Origin of the sequence: uncultured Desulfosarcina sp., assembly GCF_963664155.2 — a bacterium.
Taxonomy (GTDB): domain Bacteria; phylum Desulfobacterota; class Desulfobacteria; order Desulfobacterales; family Desulfosarcinaceae; genus Desulfosarcina.
The window spans coordinates 143247-162231 of the sequence record NZ_CAXXXH010000001.1; the positions used below are offsets into that span (position 1 = coordinate 143247).

At 54.7% G+C, this 18985-nt stretch carries 15 protein-coding genes; 3 read left to right on the plus strand and 12 right to left on the minus strand.

Annotation, left to right across the window (positions count from 1 at the left end; all coding sequences use genetic code 11):
* Window positions 1-12: 12 nt before the first annotated feature.
* The 5 genes from ACHZBS_RS00705 to ACHZBS_RS00725 form a co-directional block, all read right to left on the minus strand.
* Window positions 13-3108: an FAD-dependent oxidoreductase gene (locus ACHZBS_RS00705; RefSeq protein WP_394707957.1), complete on the minus strand. Its 3096-nt coding sequence runs from the start codon at window positions 3106-3108 to the stop codon at window positions 13-15.
* A gap of 33 nt (window positions 3109-3141) precedes the next feature.
* A complete protein-coding gene (locus ACHZBS_RS00710) occupies window positions 3142-4293 on the minus strand; it encodes a (Fe-S)-binding protein (RefSeq protein WP_319404620.1) in 1152 nt (383 codons plus the stop codon).
* A 19-nt stretch (window positions 4294-4312) separates the two neighbouring features.
* Window positions 4313-4855: a (4Fe-4S)-binding protein gene (locus ACHZBS_RS00715; RefSeq protein WP_319404621.1), complete on the minus strand. Its 543-nt coding sequence runs from the start codon at window positions 4853-4855 to the stop codon at window positions 4313-4315.
* On the minus strand, window positions 4852-6867 hold the full coding sequence (locus ACHZBS_RS00720) for an aldehyde ferredoxin oxidoreductase N-terminal domain-containing protein (RefSeq protein ID WP_319404622.1): 2016 nt from the start codon (window positions 6865-6867) through the stop codon (window positions 4852-4854). The genes ACHZBS_RS00715 and ACHZBS_RS00720 overlap by 4 nt, the downstream gene beginning before the upstream one ends.
* A gap of 100 nt (window positions 6868-6967) precedes the next feature.
* Entirely contained in the window at window positions 6968-7213 is a 246-nt protein-coding gene (locus ACHZBS_RS00725; RefSeq protein WP_319404623.1) for a DUF2080 family transposase-associated protein, read from the minus strand.
* Between the two features lie 659 nt (window positions 7214-7872).
* Here ACHZBS_RS00725 and ACHZBS_RS00730 point away from each other — a divergent pair.
* Window positions 7873-9711, plus strand: a complete 1839-nt coding sequence (locus ACHZBS_RS00730; protein ID WP_319404624.1) for a L,D-transpeptidase family protein — start codon at window positions 7873-7875, stop codon at window positions 9709-9711.
* Here the strand turns inward: ACHZBS_RS00730 and ACHZBS_RS00735 are convergent.
* From ACHZBS_RS00735 to ACHZBS_RS00755, 5 genes are all read right to left on the minus strand, one after another.
* Complete coding sequence (locus ACHZBS_RS00735; RefSeq protein WP_394708028.1) at window positions 9625-10614, minus strand: ABC transporter ATP-binding protein; 990 nt, start codon at window positions 10612-10614, stop codon at window positions 9625-9627. The genes ACHZBS_RS00730 and ACHZBS_RS00735 overlap by 87 nt on opposite strands.
* A gap of 65 nt (window positions 10615-10679) precedes the next feature.
* Window positions 10680-11663, minus strand: coding sequence for an ABC transporter ATP-binding protein (locus ACHZBS_RS00740; protein ID WP_319404626.1), 984 nt, complete (start codon window positions 11661-11663; stop codon window positions 10680-10682).
* 18 nt (window positions 11664-11681) lie between these two features.
* On the minus strand, window positions 11682-13628 hold the full coding sequence (locus tag ACHZBS_RS00745) for an extracellular solute-binding protein (RefSeq protein WP_319404627.1): 1947 nt from the start codon (window positions 13626-13628) through the stop codon (window positions 11682-11684).
* Window positions 13628-14671, minus strand: coding sequence for an ABC transporter permease subunit (locus ACHZBS_RS00750; RefSeq protein WP_319404628.1), 1044 nt, complete (start codon window positions 14669-14671; stop codon window positions 13628-13630). The genes ACHZBS_RS00745 and ACHZBS_RS00750 overlap by 1 nt, the downstream gene beginning before the upstream one ends.
* 10 nt (window positions 14672-14681) lie before the next feature.
* The gene (locus tag ACHZBS_RS00755) at window positions 14682-15707 is read right to left on the minus strand and encodes an ABC transporter permease subunit (protein WP_319404629.1); all 1026 of its coding nucleotides are present in this window, start codon (window positions 15705-15707) and stop codon (window positions 14682-14684) included.
* 290 nt (window positions 15708-15997) lie between these two features.
* On the opposite strand from ACHZBS_RS00755, the gene ACHZBS_RS00760 reads away from it, so the two are divergent.
* Window positions 15998-17197 (plus strand): Xaa-Pro peptidase family protein, encoded by a 1200-nt coding sequence (locus ACHZBS_RS00760; RefSeq protein WP_319404630.1) that lies wholly within the window; start codon window positions 15998-16000, stop codon window positions 17195-17197.
* Window positions 17198-17313: 116 nt separating this feature from the next.
* Here the strand turns inward: ACHZBS_RS00760 and rpsI are convergent, their stop codons facing one another.
* A complete protein-coding gene (rpsI, locus tag ACHZBS_RS00765) occupies window positions 17314-17709 on the minus strand; it encodes a 30S ribosomal protein S9 (protein WP_319404631.1) in 396 nt (131 codons plus the stop codon).
* A 47-nt stretch (window positions 17710-17756) separates the two neighbouring features.
* Complete coding sequence (rplM, locus tag ACHZBS_RS00770; RefSeq protein WP_319404632.1) at window positions 17757-18191, minus strand: 50S ribosomal protein L13; 435 nt, start codon at window positions 18189-18191, stop codon at window positions 17757-17759.
* 165 nt (window positions 18192-18356) lie between these two features.
* On the opposite strand from rplM, the gene ACHZBS_RS00775 reads away from it, so the two are divergent.
* Entirely contained in the window at window positions 18357-18980 is a 624-nt protein-coding gene (locus ACHZBS_RS00775) for a class IV adenylate cyclase (RefSeq protein WP_319404633.1), read from the plus strand.
* The last annotated feature ends 5 nt before the right edge of the window (window positions 18981-18985 follow it).

The following is an 18985-nucleotide window of genomic DNA, read 5'->3' on the forward strand; positions in this document are numbered from 1 at the left end:
CCGGCGTAGTTGTCAATGCGCTTCTGCAGGTTCTTCAACCGCCGCATCAATTTGGCTCAAGAGCGCTTCATCGGTGAAATGCTTCAGAATAATCGCCCCTGTCGGGCACACGGCGTTACAAAGGCCATCACCTTTGCAGATCACCGGATTGACCACAGCCTTTTTGCCTTGCCGTGTCTCACGAAACTCGATGGCACCGTAGGTACATACCGAGATACAGGCCCCACAGCCCATACACTTCTTCTCAGTCACCTCGCAAACCGAGCCAGAAACGGTGACGATGTCATGGGAAAGCAGGGTCAGCACCCGACCTGCCGCGCCATAGGCCTGGTTGATCGCTTCCGGGATATGCTTGGGATAGTGCGCCATTCCGCAAAGAAAAACGCCGTCTGCAGCAAACTCGACCGGTCTTAACTTGACATGGGCTTCCTGGAAGAAGCCATCCGGACCCACAGGCACTTTGAAGAATCGGGATATTTCCTGGGCGCCGACCGAGGGAATGACCGCGGCCGCCAGTGCCAGCAAATCGGCGTCAATAGCAATCTCCCGGCCCAAAATAGGATCGGTCACGATAACTCTTAAAACGTCACGGCCATCGGCTTTCACGGCTTCGACCCGGGGTTTGTCATCCGGCTCCCATCGGATGAAACGGACGCCATTGTTCGACGCTTCCCGGTAATAATCCTCATTGAAGCCATAGGTCCGCATGTCCCTGAAGAGAATGCTGACGTCCATATCGGGGTTGATCGCTTTCAGTTTCAAGGCGTTTTTTACCGCATGGCTGCAACAGACCCGGGAGCAGTAATTTCTGTCTTCATTCCTGCAGCCGACGCACTGGATCATCGCGATGCCGGTCGCCTGAATCACCTTTTCGTCGGCTCGGGCGATCCGCTCTCCCAGCTCAAGGTGGGTCACGACCCGATCATCTTCTCCATAAAGGTATTCGGCGGGCCGGTATTCATCCGCACCGACTGCAATGACGGCTGCCCCATGCGTTATCGGTGTACGCCCTCTCTCGGACGCCACCGTGGTTACGAAATTCCCGACATACCCGGTCGCTTCAATGATGGTTGCATCGGTATATACATGGATTAAGGGGTGCTGATACACCTTGCGCACAAGGCTGCGCAAATAGGCCTGAATATCCTGCCCGTCCAGCGTAAAATGGATTCTTCTGGCCATTCCGCCCAGGTCCGCATCCTTTTCCAGAAGATAGACCTCATGTCCCTGGTCGGCGATGGACAGTGCACAGGTCATGCCCGCCACTCCGCCGCCGACCACCAGGGCCGCCTTGTTGACCGGCAGGTCGAACTCCTGCAGGGGCTCCAAAGCCACCGTCCGGGCGACCGACATCCGGGTGATGTCCTTCGCCTTGCGGGTGGCCGCCTCCTTTTCCTTAGAATGGCACCAGGAGCAGTGTTCCCTGATATTGGCCATGTCATAGAAGTATTGATTAATTCCCCCTTCCCGAAGGGTCTCCCGGAACAGCGGCTCGAGGGTCCTGGGGCTGCATGCAGCGACAACCACACGATTGAGCCCCTTTTCCTTGATCATGTCGGTTATTTCTTTGGCCGAATTGGTGGCGCACGAAAACAGCTGTTCCTGCGCGTGGACGACATGGGGCAAGGTCAGGGCATATTCAACGGTGGAAGGCACATCCACGACCCTTCCGATATTGGTGCCGCAGTGACACACAAAGACGCCGATGCGTGGCTCCTCCGTGGAGACATCCCTTTCGGGGGGGTATTTCTTTGCCCGGGTGAGTTTCCCGCGTCTGTGGTCAAGGCGTTCGCCGCATTGGGCGCCGGCTGCGCTGGCAGTATAAACCGACTCGGGAATATCCATCGGCCCCTGAAAAGCACCGCTGACAAAAATCCCCGGCCGAGTGGTTTCCATGGGATTGGAAGGACGCGTTTTACAGAATCCGTGGGCGGTAAGCTCGATGCCGAACTTCTTTTCCAGCTCTTTGGCATCAGCAGGCGGGTTCAGTCCGACCGATAATACCACCAGGTCGAATTCTTCCTCTTTTACGCCATCATCGGTAGTCGCATATTTTACGATTACATTCCCGCTTTCCGGATCCTCCCTTACGATTGAGGCGAAGCTTCTTATAAACCGGATCCCGGGAAGTTTCTCGGCCCTTTGGAAGAAAGGTTCGAAGCCTTTGCCATAGGAACGAATATCGTTGTGGAATATCGTGCAGGCTGCCGCTTCGTCATGATCTTTGGTCAAGATCACCTGTTTCTGGGTGTAGGTGCAGCATACGGATGAACAATAACTGTTGTTGCCCGGGGTAACGCGCCTGGAACCGGCGCATTGAATCCAGGCGATGTTGTGGGGGTGACGCTTGTCGGAAGCACGCCGGATCTCACCTTCGTATGGCCCGGTGGCACATAGCAGCCGTTCATAGTCCATACTGGTTACCACGTTCTGCATCTTTCCGTAGCCGTACTCGCCCCTGATTTTGGGGTCAAACACTTCAAATCCGGGAGACAGAAGGATCGCCGCGACGTTCAGGTTAACCTTCTGCGGGGTTTGATGGAGATCAATGGCGTCATTTTTACAGACGCCTTCACAAATGCGACATTTCTTCTCTTTAAGGTAAAGGCAGCTGTTGTCAATATAGGCAATCAGCGGAATGGCCTGCGCGAAGTATATATGAACGGCTTTGTTGCTCGATATATCCTGGTTGAATTGATCGGGATACTCGACCGGGCAGTATTCCACGCAGGTCGTACAACCCGTGCATTTGCCCTCGACAACGTATCTGGGCTTCTTGATCAGGGTTACCGAAAAGTCTCCCGCCTCCCCTTCTATACTGTCGACTTCAGTATAGCTCAGGACCTCGATATTTGGATGCCGGCCGACCTCGACCAGTTTGGGAGAAAGTATTCACATGGAGCAGTCATTAGTGGGATAGGTCTTGTCAAGCTGGGCCATATGGCCGCCAATGGCAGGCGATTTTTCCACCAGGTAGACCTTGAACCCCGCCGTGGCCAGATCAAGCGAGGCTTGAATGCCGCTGATCCCACCGCCGACCACCATGACGTCTCCAAAATTACTACCTTCCAGATGACTGCAAAGCTGATCAATCTGTTCTTTTTCCACGTTTTTAATTCCTTATCGGATTTTTTCCTCTGCCTAAATCACTTCCCGGACAATCTCGGTAATGTCCTTGATCTCCAGGGTCACATCATTCTTCAGGGCCAATCGGCTGTCCTCGAAATTGGCGATGCAATAGGGGCAGGAGGTGACCAGCACCTCAGCGCCGACCGCGATGGCCTGCTCTACCCTGATGTCGGAAAAGCGTTCACCCTTGGGGGTTTCCATCCAGATCCGGCCCCCTCCCCCGCCGCAACAGAGACTGTTTGACCGCGAGTCAGGCATCTCAACCAATTCCAGGCCGGGTATCCGGGTCAAGGCCTGCCGGGGTTCGTCATATAAGCCGTTATGCCGACCCAGGTAACAGGGGTCATGATAAGTCACTTTTTTTCCATATTCCTTGGTGACTTCGAGCCGGCCTGAATTGATCAGCTCGCACAGATACTGGGAGATATGAACCACCTCAAAGTTCACCATGAATTCGGGATATTCATTTTTAAAGGTGTGGTAGCAATGGGGCGAAGACACCAGGATTTTCTTCACACCATGGTCGACAAACGTTTTGATGTTTTCCCGGGCCAGTCGTTTAAACAGTTCCTCGTTGCCCGTCTTGCGGATGCTTTCGCCGCAGCAGTTCTCCTGGGCACCCAGGATGCCATAATCGATTCCCGCCTTATTAAGGATCTTGGCAGTGGCGACAGCCACCTTTTTCAAGCGGGGGTCATAGCTGAAATAGCAGCCGGGAAAATATAAAAGATCCATCTCTTCGGTGAATGGTTTTACAGAAAGGCCCTTCGCCCAATCGGCCCTGGTCTTTCGTTCTTCACCCAGGGGATTGCCTGCACCGGTAAGGCTTGCGCTTACGGTGCGCAGCGGCTTGACGGCATTGGGGAAAATTCCATATTCCGTGGCCAGCCTGCGCAGGGAGACCACGGATTCGATCTGTCTGACGTCCCTGGGGCACTGCTGCGGGCAACTGCCGCAGGTGGTGCAACGCCAGATATCCTCACTTTCAATATCCGTCATACCGAAGGTGGCCTCGCGGACGATCTTGCGCATGCTAAAGGAAATAACCCGATTCCACGGGCAGACCGCATCGCACAAGCCGCATTGAAAACATAATTTAAATGCGTCTCCACCTTTTGCGTTGATTTCGTCGACGATCTCTTTGTAATCGGCTACCGTCTCCACTGGTTTGTTTTATCCTCTTCTATCCCTTTTTGGCCAGCGACATCCTGGCAACGGTATCTAAAATTTTCTGCAATCCATGTTTGTTGGCCAGCGACGCCAAACCGATCTCCAACTCCTCACGCTCCTCCACGTCTTCAACGTCCTCTTCCCTTTCCTCTAAAATCAGGGCATCGTTGATGCACCACTTGACGCACAAGGGTTCGTCTTCCCCTTCACACATGTCGCATTTCAGGGGCAGGCCGGAATCGGGTTCCTTGAAAATATCCCGGGACGGACAAGACGACCTGCAGAAGGCGCACTCGTCGTATTCCTTTCCGTCAATCACATATTTGTCCCTGCCCATACATTCTGCCGGCGCATACTCACCCGCATATACCGGAACATATATATCTTTCAGGGGATGACGAATCACCCGGATACGCGATCGCTCCGGATTGTTGCTGCTGTATTTCGGCGCCGCGTGAAAGGCGGAGCAAATGACCTCACAGGCCCGGCAGCCATTGCATTTGTCAGCATCAATTTTTATGGTTTTAATGATCTTCTTTTTCTTCTCACCCGTCACGGCTGCACCTCCTTGTCTTTCTCCGTTAGGGTCGTTTTGGACGGTGGATCTCCGGTTTCTGAATAAACCCCTCTTTTTTCGAATTCTTCAAATACGTAATCCAACCCCAATTCATGCAAAGACGCCTGGGTGGGAATGCCCTGGTCATTCCAGCCCTTGAATCGGTAATAGGTATCCAGGAGCTTTTCTTCAAGCTCGGGAAATCGTTTCTTCCAATGGTTCTCCGGCGGCTTCTCGTCTTTTCTGCGCATGCCTCTTCGTATGTTGTTGGCCCTGACTAAGGTCCGGTAGCGCTTGGCGGCCTGCGTGAGCGTGGCTTCATCCATATCGATCCCGGCGCCGGATGCGATAAATTTGGGGTAGTTGTGTATATGATACGGAGGTTTCAGAGGAAATGAGGACAAACCGGCGCACATCCCGAGGGCATCATCGATGTAATGCATCCGCTCCTGCCAGTCGACAATATCGCAGCACATCTCGGGCGTCGGGTAATAAGGGATCGATTTTTCTCCGCGGGGTTCCCAGTCCAGAAAATATTGTTTGAACTTTTCATCCGGAACATGGAACCAATCCTTTACAAACGCCTCTCTCTGCTCAAGCTTTGGAAAAGGTGCCTGGGGGAACTGCCCTTCTATCTGGGTAATGTTCATTTTCTCCCCGGTCGCATACATGAGGAAGTAAATCGGATTCAGCATGGACAGCTTGAGCGGCAGCTGCTCATGCTTTTTAATGTTGTTGTGGGCATAAGCGTCTGCACCCTTGCCGATCTGTCTGGCCGCCCAGTAGGTCCCATTGGCCAGAACATCGCCGATCCCTTCACGCCGTACGATTTTGTCGAGCAGCCAGTAAAATCTCCCTTCATTATCGGAGGGCATGCCGGGGAAATCATCGTCAGTCAATATGCCGTTTTCGTAAAGCTCGAGGGCAAAAGCCATCACCTGCGGGGCCGAGAACCCATCCACGCCGTACTCGGTGGCGCTTTGGGCGATACCCAGACCGAATTCCAGATCGGAAAAGGCCGCCATGGTATAGGTCAGCTTTGAGAAGCATTTCATCATGTAGGTGGGCAGTCCCGGAGGAGAAATGGTTGCCCCGCATGTCATCGGGCAGTTATAGCAACTGATCAGCCGTGTACGCATCGTGTCCAGCGTCTTGGTCCAAGCGTTAGCGACGTCTTCGTCCCAAAAATCTTTTCTGCGGACACGGGAATTTCCCCACATGAAATTTTCGGTGTGCCACTTTTCATCATGGACTTTCATCTCCTGCGGTGAGCCTAATCCGGCTAAAATGGGCATGACCCCCGGAATCGGATTTTCATTGCGGAATTTGATATACTGCATGACGTCGTTGCACAGCCCCATGAATTCGGCCGGTCGGGCGACATTGACGTCCTTGGTCCCACGAACCACAATCGCCTTTACGCCTTTGTCTCCCATCACGGCCCCGATGCCGCCCCGGCTGGCACTGGACCGTCCCTGCTCGATGGAGGCAAAATAGACCCTGTTTTCACCGGCAAGGCCAATCGCCGCCACCTGCGCTTTGGGTTCCTTCAGCTCCTGTCGGATAAGCTCTGCCGTTTCAACAGCGCCTTTTCCCTTCAGATGCACGGCATCCCGTATTTCGACCTGGTCATCCTTGATCCACAAATAAACCAAATCAGGGGACTTGCCGCGAAGAATGACTTTATCGTACCCGGCATATTTCAATTCGGGCGCCCAAAATCCCCCCATCATTGAAAATGCCATCAACTCGGTCTGCGGAGAAATGGTGGAAACAATGGTTCGGTTGCAACCGATGGCGGGTGTACCGCATAACAGGCCGGTGGCGAATATCAGCAGATTGTCAGGAGAAAAGGGCTCAACCTCGGGAGGAACCCGATCCCATAAAATCTTGGCGTTAGTACCCAGCCCCCCCAGATAAAGCTCGGTGTCTCTTGGGTCGGTCTCCACCCGTTCAATGTTGCCCCGGGTCAGATCGACTTCCAGATTATAACCTGTTTCTGCGTACCGCATTTCTTTTCCCCTTCTATCTTATCTGAATCCCTTGCATGCTTTCGAATCAATCGAGGGTTGCCCCTCTATTGGAATAATCAATTTCAAGATTATCTCCCTGTCAATTCACGCGAATAATTTTGACGAGCCTGCCCACCCAATCTCCTGGAAGGTATACCCGACCCGTTTTTCCGCTCGTTTTGACTTCCTTTTCGATCATCTCTTCCCCGAGGACCCTGAACTCGGTCTTGGGGGACGTGGCAGGGTTTTCCGGTCCCCCGCCGATCGTTTTAGGAATCTTTCCATTATTCTGGGCAACCATATTTTCCCTCTTCGGGGTATTCCGTATATTTCTCTGGGGCCGCATCCACCGGAATTCAAAGTTCGCACCGGCCGAAGGTACTATGACGGCGAATGGCTCGTCGGAAAGACCGAATAAGCATATGCTTTCCCCGACGATCCGGGCCGGTTCGGCGGGCAGGCTATAAAATGGTTACATAATAGCTATAAAATAGTTATGAAGTTGCCCGGAATTTGTCAAGAAAAAACTCATCGGTCTATTGCCGCGGCGTTCAAGGATCGATGGCGCACTTTTTAGATCTCGGCCCGGAATCCTTTAGAATGCCGGGTCGAACCCCGATCACGCCGATCTTTAGTGCCCCTGTTCCTGATTTTTTTTCTTAATAATTAGGAAAAATAATTCTCAATTTTACGATGGGTCCGGATATAAAAAACAAGGCTGCCCCTTTCTAAGATATTTAAATATTTACATATATAATATTTTTCAACCCAATCGGCAAACTGGTCCGGATTTTGATCTACTTGGCAATGAGGCAATCCGGTAAACAATGATGCTGCGGACCGGAATGGATCGGCCATTCGACCCGCAAGTTGCCGGAAAACCGTCATCGCCGGAAAATAGCGGCTGATGCCCGGCCGCGACCCGATTCATTGTGTCCCGGATGTAAATGAATTCGGCGTCAGTGAAAAGATAACAGTTACCCGTACCTGACCGATGGACAACCGATGAAGCCCCCGCTTTACCTGACGATACTGTTAACAGTGACCGCTATCTTTCTATCACCTATGAGCGTGGCGGGGGAAGCGCCGGAACAACAGGGAAGCAGTGAACTGAAATCGGAGTTGGCATCGGCAGCCCGCGGGAATGACACCCCTACGAACATGGCCGGAGCCAATCCCTTGATCCCCGTGGCACGATTTTATCAAACGGTCGGCCACTATCCGGTCTGGGTCGATGCCTACGGTCTGCGCCCGCAGGGAGAGTCCCTGTTTGCCGCCATTGGGAAATCCGACGATGACGGCCTTGAGTCGGACCACTATCTTCTGCCAGTCTTGCAGGAAGCGTTAAGAGATTCGGTGGCCTTTTCAGATACGATCCCGCCTAACGGCCCGAAACGATATCTCCAGTTTGATGTGGCGCTGACCAATGGGGTGCTGCGCTATGCGCAACACCTGTCGCAGGGAAGGGTGACGCCGGAGTCGCTTTCCCCGCAGTGGCTTGCCCGCCGAAGAGTATCGACCAGAGACCTCCCTGCCGAACTGGCCCAGGCCTTAAATGAAGACCGGTTGAAGGCCTATTTTGAATCGCTTCACCCCAACGGGCAGGCCTACCGAGGATTGAGAAAGGCCTTGCAGCAATATTTGAAGATCAAGCAGTCCGGCGGCTGGCCGGCCATCGCGCCGGGTCCCACATTGCAGAGAGGAGACAGGGGTTTCCGTGTCGAGGCGTTAACGCACCGTCTGAAAATAACGGACGATTGGTCCTCGGACATGCCGGAGTATCCTACCGAATACGATGAAATCGTCGAAGCGGCAGTAAAACGGTTCCAGCGGCGTCACGGCTTACGGGCAGATGGTCGCGTCGGCAAACGCACCCGGACCGAACTGAACATCTCCGTCAAACAAAGAATCACCCAGTTGCAGCTCAACATGGAGCGCTGGCGCTGGTTTCCGGACAGCCTCGGCGACCGCTATCTGATGGTCAACATCCCCGCATTTGAATTAAGCGTCGTTGAAGCCGACACACGAATCGACAGCATACGCGCCATTATTGGCAGGAAACGCCGACAGACACCCATCCTGTCCGGCCGGATGACCTACCTAGAATTGAACCCCTTTTGGAACATCCCCCGAAAAATTGCCCGCAGGGATATTCTGCCAAAGGCAGTCAGCGATCCGACGTACCTGGCCAGGCAGGGCATCAGAGTCTTTGACAGCTGGGACGACCAGGCCCGGGAGCTTGATCCGACAGGCATCACCTGGGAAAACCTGTCTGCCAGCTATTTCCCCTACCGTCTGAGGCAGGATCCCTCGGAGGTGAATGCACTGGGGCGGGTCAAGTTCATGTTTCCCAACCCTCTGAGCGTCTACATCCACGACACCCCCGTCAAATCCCTCTTCAACCGGCAGCAGCGAAGTTTTTCCTCCGGATGTGTCCGGCTGGAAACGCCGCTGGTTCTGGCGCAATACCTGTTAAGCGAACAGGGGTGGGATCGCACCCGGCTGGAAGCCGCCATTGCGAATGGGCAGCGGCAAACCGTGGTTCTTGACAACCCTATCCCGGTGCACCTCGTTTATTTTACCGCCTGGGTGGATGCGGATGGGAAAGTGAATTTCAGGGAGGATATTTATGAGCGGGATCGACAGCTGGAGTTCGCCCTGAGAACCCGCGAGTCAAATCTTGTGTTTTGCAGCAACAACAATGCTCAGAAGGGGGATCTGCTGGCGCGTTGCACCACGCCGAGAATAAACGTCCTCTCAATCGCTGACGATTCGGGGCGTGTCGACGCAGCCACCATCGAGCCGACCGGCGAAGTGACAGGCAACCCAATGACCGGACTCTGATGAGCCAAATGGCACCAGGGCCGGTGTTTCTTTCCGGCAGCGGCTGCAGGCGTATGGGCAGCGGGGATGGAAATGGCATCCGGGCGGCGGGTTGATGGGGGACGGCACGTCGCCGGACAGCATCGGCGGCGACGTTTTTTTCTTCTCCGGGTCCGGATCGGGGATCGCAGCGATCAGCGCCTGGGTATAAGGGTGAAGGGGTTTCCGATAAAGCTCCCCCGAAGCGGCGTATTCCACGATCCGGCCCAGGTACATCACCGCAATCCTGTCTGACACATGCTTGACCACGGCTAGGTCGTGGGCGATAAACAGGTAACTGAGTCCCAGATCCTTTTGCAGCGCCAGCAGCAGGTTGAGAATCTGGGACTGAATCGAGACATCCAGGGCCGATACCGGCTCGTCGCAGACCACCAGCTTGGGGTTGAGGGCGATGGCACGGGCGATGCCGATGCGCTGGCGCTGGCCGCCGGAAAATTCGTGGGGAAAACGGCTGGCTGCGTCGGCTGCCAACCCCACCCGCTCAAGCAGGCCGGCCACCGCGCGCATTCGGCTTGTGGGGCTTCCAACCCGGTGGATGATGAATGGTTCGGCGACAATATCGCCCACGGTATGGCGGGAATTGAGGGATTCGAAAGGGTCCTGGAAAATCATTTGAAGCTGCCGGCGGGCCGTCCGAAGGGTTTTCGAATCGGCTTTCAGCAGATCCGTTCCGTCAAAGATCACCCGCCCTTGCGTGGGCTGGTAGAGCCTGAGGATGCACCGGCCCACGGTGGTCTTGCCGCAGCCGGATTCGCCCACCAGCCCCAGCGTTTCACCGCACCCCACGGTCAGGGAGACGCCGTCTACGGCGTGAACATATCCTATCCGTTTGCGCAGCACGCCGCCGCGAACGGGAAAATACATCTTCAGGTTGTCCACCCGAAGCAGATCGTCGTTTTCAGGAACCGTCACCGGCATAGACTCCACGATTAACCTTCAAGTAAAAAACAACGGGCCCAGTGATCGTCATCCACAGCCACCGGGCCGGGCGTCTCTTTACCGCATCGATCCATCACATGGGGACAACGATTCTGAAACCGGCACCCGGGGGGCAATTGATGCAGGCTGGGCACGGTGCCCCGGATAATGGGCAGGACGCTTTTGTTCTCCGATGACAACCTGGGCATGGAAGCCAGCAGACCCTGCGTATAAGGATGCAGGGGCTTTTTGAAAAGGGCCGCCGCCGGTGCGGATTCGACAATCCATCCGGCGTACATCACCGCCACTTCCTGGCAGATCTGGGCGATGACCCCCAAGGCATGCGTGATGAAAAGGACGGCCATGCCCGTCTCCTTCTGCAGGTCGAGAATCAATTCCAGGATCTGCGCCTGAATGGTGACATCCAGCGCCGTGGTGGGTTCATCAGCGATGAGTACATCCGGTTTTCCGGCCAGAGCCATGGCAATCATCACCCGCTGACGCATGCCCCCTGAAATCTGGTGAGGATACTCGTCCATCCGGGCCCTGGCCTCGGGAATGCCCACCCGGGACAGCAGGGCCACGGCCGCCTGATACCGTTGAACGGCGTCCAAATCCGGGCGATGCAAGTCGAAGACCTCCACCAGTTGTTGACCGATGCGATGAACCGGGTTCAGTGCCGTCATGGGTTCCTGGAAAATCATCCCGATCCGCCGTCCCCGGATCCGATGCATCTCATCCGGGGCCAATTGCACCAGATCCACACCGTTGAGCCGGATGGCACCACTTTCGATGACCCCGGCGGGTCGCGGCAGCAGCCTCATGATCGACAGTGCCGTAACGCTTTTACCGCAGCCGGATTCTCCCACCAGCCCTAAAATGGTGCCGGCTTTCAGCGAAAAACTCACTTGATCCACCGCCCGCACCCGTCCGGCGTCGGTGTCAAAGGTCGCCACCAGGTGGTCAACGGTTAAAATGGGCTGTCCATTGTTCATCTTCGCCATCCATTCCGGTCAGGGCTTATAGGTCCGGTCCACCACGGTGACCGGTTCAAATGAACGACCATCGGCCATGGCCTCCCGGGTCTGATCGAAAAGCGTTTGATCGAACCAGAACAGCCCCCCGCTGCCACTGCTGAAAGCATCGAACAGGCTCCCCGAGGTACGCGTGGCAGGCGGCCGGGGAAGGCGCCACCATCGCCAGTAGACCTCTCGGAAATAAGGGACCATGAACGTGGGAACAAAGGCACCGATCTCATGGACCCTGACCTGGATCCGTTTGGCCAGATCGATGCGTTCCGCCTCCTCCAGAGAGTTGCGGTAGGCATCGATCAGACGATCCATTTCCGGGTCATCGGTGTTGGTGATATTATTGGTCTGTCCCTTGTGCGCGTTGGCCGAGTGCCAGAACTCCCAGAAATGGGGCCGCAGCCCCGTGCTCCACCCGAGCCAGGCCACGTCATGCCGCTTTTCCAGAATTTTCTTGAAGGCCGTGGATGGATCCAGTTTGAGCAGTTGCAGTTCGATGCCCGCTTTTTTGGCCTCTTCCTTGAGCACCACCAGGCGCTGCGTGTGGTCGTCACGGTAGTAGACCACCTCCACGCTGTAGCGTCGGCCGTTTTTGGCCCAGATACCGTCGGGTCCCCGCAGCCAGCCGGACTGGGTCATGTACGCCTCCACCTTGCCGATATCGTAGCGCCGCGCCTTGATGGTCGAATTGGTGTACGGGCCGTAGCCGACATAGGCGCTTTCCAGGCGGAAGTAATCATTGCGCAATACGTCGGTGATCACCTTCTCCACGTTCATGGCATGGGCAAAGGCATACCGCAGGTTGATATCCTTGAAAATCTCCCGGTCCAGGTTCATCCACAGTCCCATGGCCGATTGGGGGGTGTCGTTGAAAAACCACATTTTATGCACATACCCCTTTTCCACCACGGGCGTCCGGGTCTTGATATGCCAGTATTGAGGAACTGTCGCCGGGTAGACATCCAACTTGCCTTTTTTGAAATACTCCCATTGAAGATTGGGGTCCCGGATCACCTTGAACAGCACCGTGTCCACATTGAAGCGGTGCTTGAAATAGGGCAGGTCATCGCCCCACCAGTTTTTCTTGCGCGCAAAGCGCACATAGCGCCCCTTTTTAAAGCGATCGATCTGATAGGGGCCGGTGTTCGGGACAATCGACCAGTTGGTCTTACGGATAAAATCCTCCGTCAAGGGTTCAAAGAAGTGGCGCGGCGTGGGTCCGATGCTGATCTTCAGGTGCAGATCCGGCTGGGCCTTGGTGCTGACCACCGCCAGGGTGTAGTCGTCATAGACGATAACACGGTCGATCTCGCTCGTATAATAATCGTTGTACCAGGGGGCCACGATATAGGGCGAACGCATGAAATCCAGGGTATAGGCAAAGTCGTCGGCGGTGACCGGCACCCCGTCGGACCAGCGGGCTTTCGGGTTGAGCTTGAAATACATGGTCTTCTTGTCACTGCCGTAAGCCCAGTGGGTGGCCAGTTCCGGAACGATGTTCAGCGTGTTCGGATGGATGCCGGTGAGCCCCAGCTGGTTGTTCAGAATGGCGCTCCGGAAGCTGGTGTTGGAATCGGGTCCCACCACCCGGAAGGTCAACGGGAATGACTCCAGGGCCTGGTGCAGGGTACCTCCCCGGCGCGCATCCGGAGAGGCAAATGGTGGATCGGTGTCGTTGGTGAGCCACATGATGCCGTCGGGCAGTGGTTCACGCGGAACTTTTGGTGCCGGACGGGTCGTGCTTCCCTTTTCAGCAGTTGAGACAGTCCCGTCCGACGGCTGTCTATCCGGGGAACAACCGCCGAACAGAAGAAGCAGGCCCGCGGTCAGGCAAAGCCAAAGAACCGTTCGCCGGCTGATACCGGTGGCCGGTTTGCCTAAAGGGCTACGCCGATGGGCCGGAGCAGGCTGGTTGAGGCCGGTTGTCGCCATCACTCATATACCGTATGCATTTTTGGATCAAAGGCCTCCCGAACCGCTTCCCCCACAAAGGTGACCGCCACCAGGGTTACTACCATAGCCGCAATTACCGAGAACCCCAGCCACCAGGCACTGAAGTTGGCCCAGGCCTGCTGGAGCAGTTCGCCCCAGCTCGGCGTCGGTGGCGGCAGTCCGAATCCCAGATAGTCCAGAGAGGTGAGGGCCACGATTCCTCCCGAGATGGAAAAAGGGATGTAGGTAACGATGATCGAGACGGTATTGGGCAGGATGTGCCGGAAGATGATCCGCAGGTCCGAAGCCCCCAGGGCCTTGGCGGCCAGCACATAATCGCGCGCCTTTTCCTTGTAGGTCACCGTTCGAATCGTCCAGGTCACGCCCATCCAGCCGAATATGACCATAATGGCGATAAGCCACCAGAAGTTGGGCACCACAATGGACGAAATAATAATCACGACATATAAAAAAGGCACCGTTGACCAGATTTCGATAATGCGCTGCAAAAGAATGTCGAACCAACCGCCGAAATAGCCCATGGCGCAGCCGATGCTGATACCCACCGCATAAGTGGTCACCAGCAGGCCCAATGAAAATAAAATGGCGATACGAAAGCCATATACCAGGCGGGCCAGCACGTCCCGGCCGGAGGTGTCAGTTCCCAGATAATGGCGGCGCTGGAACGTCGGTGGTTCCGGTGGCAGGATGTCGGGCTGCAGGTCGTTCTCAAAGGCGCTGTAGGGCACCGGTGGCAGCAGGACCCAGTTTCCGGTCTTCTGCCTCTGGAAATGGTCGGCCAGATCCCGATAGTTCGTTTCGTAGTCGTATGCCAGCCCGAAGGTTTTGCCCGGGATGATGTCCCCATATGTGGGGAAATACCAATGGTCCTGATAACAGACGATCAGGGCACGATTGCTGACCAGCAGTTCAGCCCCCAGGCACCCCAGGATCATAGCCACCAGCAGCACAAAGGCGTAGTATCCGCGTTTGATGGCGTGAAACCGCTTGAGCTTTTTTATCGTCAGGGGGCTGATGGACATATTCGTTTCACTATTCGAATTTTACCCGCGGATCCACGGCGGCCACGCACATGTCGGACAGAATATTGCCCACGAGAAACAATATGCTGGAGATTGCCAGTACACCCATCACCACCGGGTAGTCGCGTTCAACCACCGATTCATAGCCCAACAAGCCCATGCCGTCGATGTTGAACACTTTTTCCACCAGAAAAGAACCGGACAGAATCACGCTGATATTGTTGCCGAATGTGGTGGCAATGGGGATCAGGCTGTTTCTCAGTGCATGGCCGAATACGGCCCGTCGAAAGGTGAGTCCCTTGGCCATGGCCGTTCTCACATAGTCGGCCGCCAGGTTGTCCATAAGCGTGTTTTTCATAAGAAACGTCATAAAGCTGAAGGCCCCGATCAGATAGGCTGTCAAGGGCAGCAGGGAGTGCCAGGCCAAGTCCAGCGCCTTTTCCCAGACGGACATGGCATCGAAGTTCTCACCCACCAGTTCACCCAGCGGGAACACTTCCCAATGGGAGGCGAACACTAGGATCATCAGGATCCCCGCCACCCAACCGGGAATGGCATAACCCACAAAAACGAGGACCGAAGAGGCGTCGTCAAACATGCTCTTATGGCGGATGGCCTTGGCGATACCCAGGGGAATACAGACTCCATAGGTAGCGATCAGGGTCAACAGGCCAAAATACAGGGAAATGGGAATCCGTTCCCGGATCATCTCCCACACCGGATCATAGTAGCGGGTGGAGATGCCCAGGTCGCCGCGGACCAGCTTGCCCAGCCAGCTGACATAGCTGACAAGCACCGGTTTGTCGAACCCATAGTACTTTTTCAGCAGCTCAATCTGATCGTCGGACAGCGGCTGGCGCTGCACCGTTTCGGAAACGGCCGCTGACCCGCCTTCAAGGGCCTGCTGCTGGGCCTGGGCGATGATCCGTTCGATGGGGCCGCCGGGAACAAACCGGGTAATCACAAAAATCAGTATGGTGATACCGAGGAATGTAGGAACGATCAGCAGAAATCGGCGGATGAAATAAGCGGTCATGGCAATGTTCTTTAGGGTCGTCGTCCATTTTTATCAGGAACGAAGCATCATGACAGGGTCACATGAACTGGAATAATTATCTTACATCAACACCGCTTCATTATCAAGAATCGAGGTCCTGTATCCGATGAGAAAATATGCCGGACCGCTGCAAGGTGGAGAAAGATGATTTATGCCATTCTACCTGAGCGCTTGACTTTATTCTGGGTTACACCCTATTTTTAGGGGTATTTTCCGTTTGCTCCGCTTGCGCATGCCTTCCCGAATGTCAAGAAAGGATGTCTCAGCCCATGATCGATCAGGGATTTTCCACACCGAAAACTGAAATCGATGACCGCATCGAAAAACTCCAGCGTCGGCTGCTGCAGGAGGGCATCGACGGCGCTTTGATTCTGCAGAACACGGATCTTTTTTATTTCTCGGGGACTATCCAGCAATCGCACCTCTACATACCTAGCCGGGGCGCACCGCTGTTGATGGTTCGCAAAAGTTTGCAACGGGCCACAGCGGAGTCTCCCCTTTCAACCATCCTCTCTTTGAACAGCCCCAAACAGCTGATCGCCCGGATTCGGGAAAATGGTCTGAAACCGCCGACGGTCATGGGTATGGAACTGGATGTGCTGCCGACCAACCTCTATTTTACCTATAAACGGCTGTTTCCAGAGGTGGACATTCGGGATATTTCCATACCGATCCGCATGGTTCGGACAGTCAAGTCCGCTTACGAACTCAATTTGATTCGGCAGGCGGCGGCCTTTTCCGACCAGGTGGCTGAAACGGTCCCCAATCTGTTGAGAACGGGAATGACGGAAATCGAGTTGGCCGGCATGGTGGAAGCGCAGGCCCGCCGGCTAGGCCACCAGGGCATCGTACGCATGCGCCTGTGGGGGGCGGAAATGTTCTATGGACACCTCATGTCCGGTCCCACCGCCGCGGTGCCCAGCTACCTAGCTTCTCCCACCGGCGGTGCATCGGTCAGTGCGGCGGTGGCCCAGGGGCCGAGTTTCAGGAAAATCCGGCGGAACGAACCGATTTTATTTGATTATGTGTTTGCCTGGAACGGTTACATCAGCGACCATACCCGGATCTATTCCATCGGGCGCCCACCGCAGAGGTTGGTGGAAGCCCATGCCCACATGCTGGATCTGCAGGAACAGATTAAATCCATGGCTACACCCGGCACCGTCGCCGGCGATCTCTATACGGCGGCGATAGAGATTGCTGCACGAAAAGGGGTGGGTGAAAATTTCATGGGTGCCGGCGCCGACCGTATACGGTTTATCGGTCACGGCGTAGGTCTGGAACTGGATGAATTTCCTTTTCTGGCCGATGGCCAGAGAACTGAATTGAAAGAAAACATGGTGATCGCACTGGAGCCGAAACTGATCTTTCCGGGCAAAGGGGTCGTCGGGATCGAAAACACCCACGTGGTCACCCCAAATGGTCTCGAGCAGTTGACCCATGCCGAGCAGCAGATTGTATCGGTTTAACCGGATGTTTAAAAGAAATAGTTGGCTTGACCATTGGGGGGTCGTTCAATTCGTCCCAACGCAAAAAGGGAGCAGAATACATTCCGCTCCCTTTTGAAAATATAGAATTGGGAATATTAGCGTTTTGAGAACTGGAACCGGGCCCGGGCACCCTTCTGCCCATATTTTTTTCTCTCTTTTTCTCTCGGGTCCCGCTTGATGAAGCCGGCCCGTTTCAGAGACGGTCTTAATTCCGGGTCGAAAAGGATCAGGGCCTTGGTGATGCCATGGCGCACCGCGCCCGCCTGCCCGGAGATACCGCCTCCGTGAACTTTAATAGTAATGTCGAAGGCATCCAGATTATTGGTCAGGGCCAGCGGCTGCCGCAGGATGGTCTGTGCCGTGCTTACCGCAAAATACTCATCCACAGGTCGATCGTTAACAGTAATGACACCGGTGCCGGGCTTGATCCATGTCCTTGCGATGGCACTCTTTCTTTTTCCGGTAGCGTAATTTGTTTTTTCTGTTGCCATGAAGTTCCCCAGTAATGGACTTTATTCTTTGGTTTCCCCTAACCTAATCAAATACTCATCGTTTCCGGCTGCTGGGCCTCGTGGGGATGCTGGTCCCCGGCGTAAACCTTGAGTTTCTTAAACAGTCTGCGCCCCAAACTGTTTTTGGGCAGCATCCCTTTAACGGCGAAACGGACCACATCTTCAGGTCGTTTCTCAATCAGTTTTTTGGCGGTAATGGTCTTCAACCCGCCGATGTAGCCACTGTGACGGTAGTAGTTTTTCTGCTCCATTTTTCTGCCGGTCAGCACGATCTTTTCGGCATTGATCACGACCACCGAATCACCCAGATCCGCATGGGGGGTATAGAGCGGATTGTTTTTGCCGCGAAGTGCAGCGGCAACCTGGGATGCCAGCCGGCCAAGGATGGCACCATCGGCATCAACCACCCACCATTTGTTCTGATTATCAGAGTCTTTTGCGCTGTAGGTATATTTTTTCACCGTTTTTACTCCTGTTCGTTTCTTAGAATCAGGGACTATTAATAGATAATCCCACCGGTGTCAAGGAAAAAGTAGGCTGGGCAAGGGATTGAATATGCCATTTTCATTCGCCTGGGCATCTATTGTTTTGACAACAGTTTCTATTTCTGTAATTTATCGATTACCATGGAACATCTTGAAATCGAATTGAAATTTCACATTTCAAATTTTGCCGCCCTTCGGCGCCGCCTCCAGGAACTCGGCGCAGCATGCATCTGCCAACGCACTTTCGAGCACAATGCCCGCTACGAAACGGAAGATGGCCGGCTGCAGAAAAATAAATGCCTGCTTCGATTGAGGAAAGATCAAGGCACCACGCTCACCTTCAAGTCTCCGCCGCCAGAGGTCGACACCCGCTTTAAGATCTATCGGGAACTGGAGGTGAGCGTCAACGATTTCGACACTATGAACGCCATCTTGAATGCCCTGGGCTACTTTCGCTGCCAGGTCTACGAAAAATGGCGGGAAACATGGCAGTTGAAAGACACTACCCTATGCATGGACACCCTGCCCTTTGCCGGATTTCTGGAGATCGAAGGTTCACCGGGACCGATTATGCGGATTATCCGCGACCTGAGATTGCGCTGGGAGCATCGAATCCTTTCCAGCTATCTGGGCATTTTCGAGACCCTGCGCAAAAAGGAAAGCCTGCCGTTTTCCGACGTCACCTTCGACAATTTTAAAAGCGTCGGCATCCCTTTTGACCGATACGCCCACCTGTTCGAATCAGAAAATCCCGGCGGCCGATAACTTCG